The 3,429-nt window shown below is 69.2% G+C and carries 3 protein-coding genes; all 3 read left to right on the top strand.

The annotated features are described in order from the left end of the window. Positions 1–886 (top strand): tRNA lysidine(34) synthetase TilS (tilS, locus tag AOK15_RS39170; RefSeq protein WP_055523755.1); only part of this gene is annotated, 886 nt, incomplete at its 5' end. 86 nt (positions 887–972) lie between these two features. Continuing rightward, a complete protein-coding gene (hpt, locus tag AOK15_RS39175) occupies positions 973–1,533 on the top strand; it encodes a hypoxanthine phosphoribosyltransferase (protein ID WP_055523757.1) in 561 nt (186 codons plus the stop codon). A 199-nt stretch (positions 1,534–1,732) separates the two neighbouring features. After that, positions 1,733–3,429: ATP-dependent zinc metalloprotease FtsH (gene ftsH / locus AOK15_RS39180; protein WP_055523759.1), on the top strand; the 1,697-nt coding region annotated here is incomplete at its 3' end.

Consider the following 3,429-nt stretch of genomic DNA (forward strand, 5'->3'; position numbering starts at 1 on the left):
CGGCGGCGCCGACTCCATGGCGCTCGCCTCCGCCCTCGCCTTCGAGGCGCCCAAGCTCGGCATCCGCGCCGGCGGCATCACCGTCGACCACGGACTCCAGCCCGGCTCCGACCTGCGCGCCGCCGACGTCGTCCTGCGCCTGCGTGAACTCGGCCTCGACCCCGCCGAGTCCGTCGCCGTCACCGTCGGCCGCGACGGCGGCCCCGAGGCCGCCGCCCGCGACGCCCGCTACGCCGCCCTGGACGCCGCGCTCGACCGCCACGGCGCCACCGCCGTCCTCCTCGGCCACACCCGCGACGACCAAGCCGAAACCGTCCTCCTCGGCCTCGCCCGCGGCTCCGGCATCCGCTCCCTGTCCGGTATGGCCGCGGTCTCGGGGGCCGACGGCCGCTACCGCCGCCCCTTCCTCACGCTCGACCGCCAGACCGCCCGCAAGGCCTGCATGGTCCAGTCCCTCCCCGTCTGGGACGACCCCCACAACGCCGACCCCGCCTACACCCGCTCCCGGCTCCGCCACGAGGGCCTGCCCGCCCTGGAGAAGGCCCTCGGCAAGGGCGTCGTCGAGGCACTCGCCCGTACGGCCCAGCTCTCCCGCGACGACGCCGACGCCCTCGACACCTGGGCCCGCCAGGCCGAAGCCTCCGTACGCGACGCCGCGGGCCTCCTGGAGTGCGCCAAGCTCTACGCCCTGCCCCCCGCCGTACGCCGCCGCATCCTGCGCCGCGCCGCCATCGAGGCCGGTGCCCCGGCCGGTTCCCTCTTCGCCCGACACATCGAGGAGATCGACCGGCTCATCACCGGATGGCGCGGCCAGGGGGCCATCAATCTCCCCGGCCGGGTCGTCGCCCAGCGTCAGGGTGGCAGACTGGTGATTCGGCAAGGCTGAAACCGGACGCCGAAGGGGCCCCTCACCGGGCCCCGGGCCCCCAGGGGAAGAAGCGTCCGGCGACGGCCCTGGGACGACCGAAAGTGATGCGGGTGGACGCGAAAGACATGGGTGCCGACCTCAAGCAGGTACTCATCACCAAGGAAGAGATCGACGCGAAGCTGGCCGAGCTGGCCGCGAAGATCGACGCGGAGTACGCGGGCAAGGACCTGCTCATCGTCGGCGTCCTCAAGGGCGCGGTGATGGTCATGGCGGACCTCGCCCGGGCGCTGTCCACCCCGGTCACCATGGACTGGATGGCCGTGTCCTCCTACGGCGCGGGCACCCAGTCCTCCGGCGTGGTGCGGATCCTCAAGGACCTCGACACCGACATCAAGGGCAAGCATGTCCTGATCGTCGAGGACATCATCGACTCCGGCCTGACCCTGTCCTGGCTGATCTCCAACCTCGGGTCCCGCGAGCCCGCCTCCCTCAAGGTGTGCACCCTGCTGCGCAAGCCCGAGGCCGCCAAGGTCGCCATCGACGTCGAGTGGGTCGGCTTCGACATCCCCAACGAGTTCGTCGTCGGCTACGGCCTCGACTACGCCGAGAAGTACCGGAACCTCCCGTTCGTCGGTACGCTCGCGCCCCACGTCTACGGCGGCTGAACCACCCGCGTCACGCGCACGGGCCAGTCTTACTGAGACGCTCGGGAACCCCAGCGGGTTTCAAGCCGTTGGAGCATGCGAGGACGGGGTGCCATCGGTCCTACGCGGCTTCGGGTGACAATGCTGGGGTACCGTCCGAAGAACAGTCTTTATCAAACTCACTATGGCAGGAGGGACGGGGCGGCACCGCTCCGTATGGATGGACGTGAAGCGATACTTCCGTGGGCCAGTCATGTGGATCGTGCTGGCCGTCCTTGCCGTGGTCGTGTTGATGCAGGTCGTCGGCTCGTCCGGCGGCTACAAGACGGTGGACACCGGCCAGGTCGTCCAGGCGATCAATGACAACAAGGTCCAAGAGGCCAAGCTGACCACCGGCGAAGAGCAGCTCCTGAAGGTGCAGCTCAAGGACGGCGAGAAGATCGAGGGCAGCTCGAAGATCCAGGCGAGCTACATCGGCGACCAGGGCGTCACCCTCGCCAACACCCTGCAGGACAAGTACCAGAACAAGCAGATCCCCGACGGCTACACGGTCTCCCCGACCAAGCAGAACGCTTTCGTCGGCATCCTGCTGTCCCTGCTCCCCTTCGTCCTGATCGTCGTCGTCTTCCTGTTCCTGATGAACCAGATGCAGGGCGGCGGCTCCCGAGTGATGAACTTCGGGAAGTCCAAGGCCAAGCTCATCACCAAGGACACCCCGAAGACCACCTTCGCCGACGTCGCCGGCGCGGACGAGGCCGTCGAGGAACTCCACGAGATCAAGGAATTCCTCCAGGAGCCCGCCAAGTTCCAGGCCGTCGGCGCCAAGATTCCCAAGGGCGTCCTGCTCTACGGCCCGCCCGGCACCGGCAAGACGCTCCTCGCGCGCGCCGTCGCCGGCGAGGCGGGCGTCCCCTTCTGCTCGATCTCCGGTTCCGACTTCGTCGAGATGTTCGTCGGTGTCGGTGCCTCCCGTGTCCGCGACCTCTTCGAGCAGGCCAAGGCGAACGCCCCGGCGATCGTCTTCGTCGACGAGATCGACGCGGTCGGCCGCCACCGCGGCGCCGGCCTCGGCGGTGGACACGACGAGCGCGAGCAGACCCTGAACCAGCTCCTCGTCGAGATGGACGGCTTCGACGTCAAGGGCGGCGTGATCCTCATCGCCGCGACGAACCGCCCCGACATCCTCGACCCGGCGCTGCTGCGCCCCGGCCGCTTCGACCGGCAGATCGCCGTCGACCGCCCGGACATGCAGGGCCGTCTGGAGATCCTCAAGGTCCACCAGAAGGGCAAGCCGGTCGCGCCCGACGTCGACCTGTCCGCCGTCGCCCGCCGCACCCCCGGCATGACGGGTGCCGATCTCTCCAACGTCCTGAACGAGGCCGCCCTGCTGACGGCCCGCAGCGACAAGAAGCTGATCGACAACCAGATGCTGGACGAGGCGATCGACCGCGTGGTCGCGGGCCCGCAGAAGCGGACCCGGATCATGTCGGACAAGGAGAAGAAGATCACCGCGTACCACGAGGGCGGCCACGCCCTGGTCGCGGCGGCCTCCCCGAACTCCGACCCGGTCCACAAGATCACGATCCTGTCCCGGGGCCGCGCCCTCGGCTACACGATGGTCCTGCCGGACGAGGACAAGTACTCGACCACCCGCAACGAGATGCTCGACCAGCTCGGCTACATGCTGGGCGGCCGCGCCGCCGAGGAACTGGTCTTCCACGACCCGACCACCGGCGCCGCGAACGACATCGAGAAGGCCACCAACCTGGCCCGCGCGATGGTCACCCAGTACGGCATGACCGAGCGTCTCGGCGCCATCAAGTTCGGCGGCGACAACACCGAGCCGTTCCTCGGCCGTGAGATGGCTCACCAGCGCGGCGACCTCTTCCGAGTAGTCGCGCTGGTGAGCCATCTCAC

The sequence above is a fragment of the Streptomyces ossamyceticus genome (genome assembly GCF_001418475.1).
GTDB lineage: Bacteria > Actinomycetota > Actinomycetes > Streptomycetales > Streptomycetaceae > Streptomyces > Streptomyces ossamyceticus.

Excerpts from the sequence above, each read along its gene's own strand:
- hpt (WP_055523757.1), top strand. The coding sequence starts at position 973 with ATGCGGGTGGACGCGAAAGACATGGGTGCCGACCTCAAGCAGGTACTC.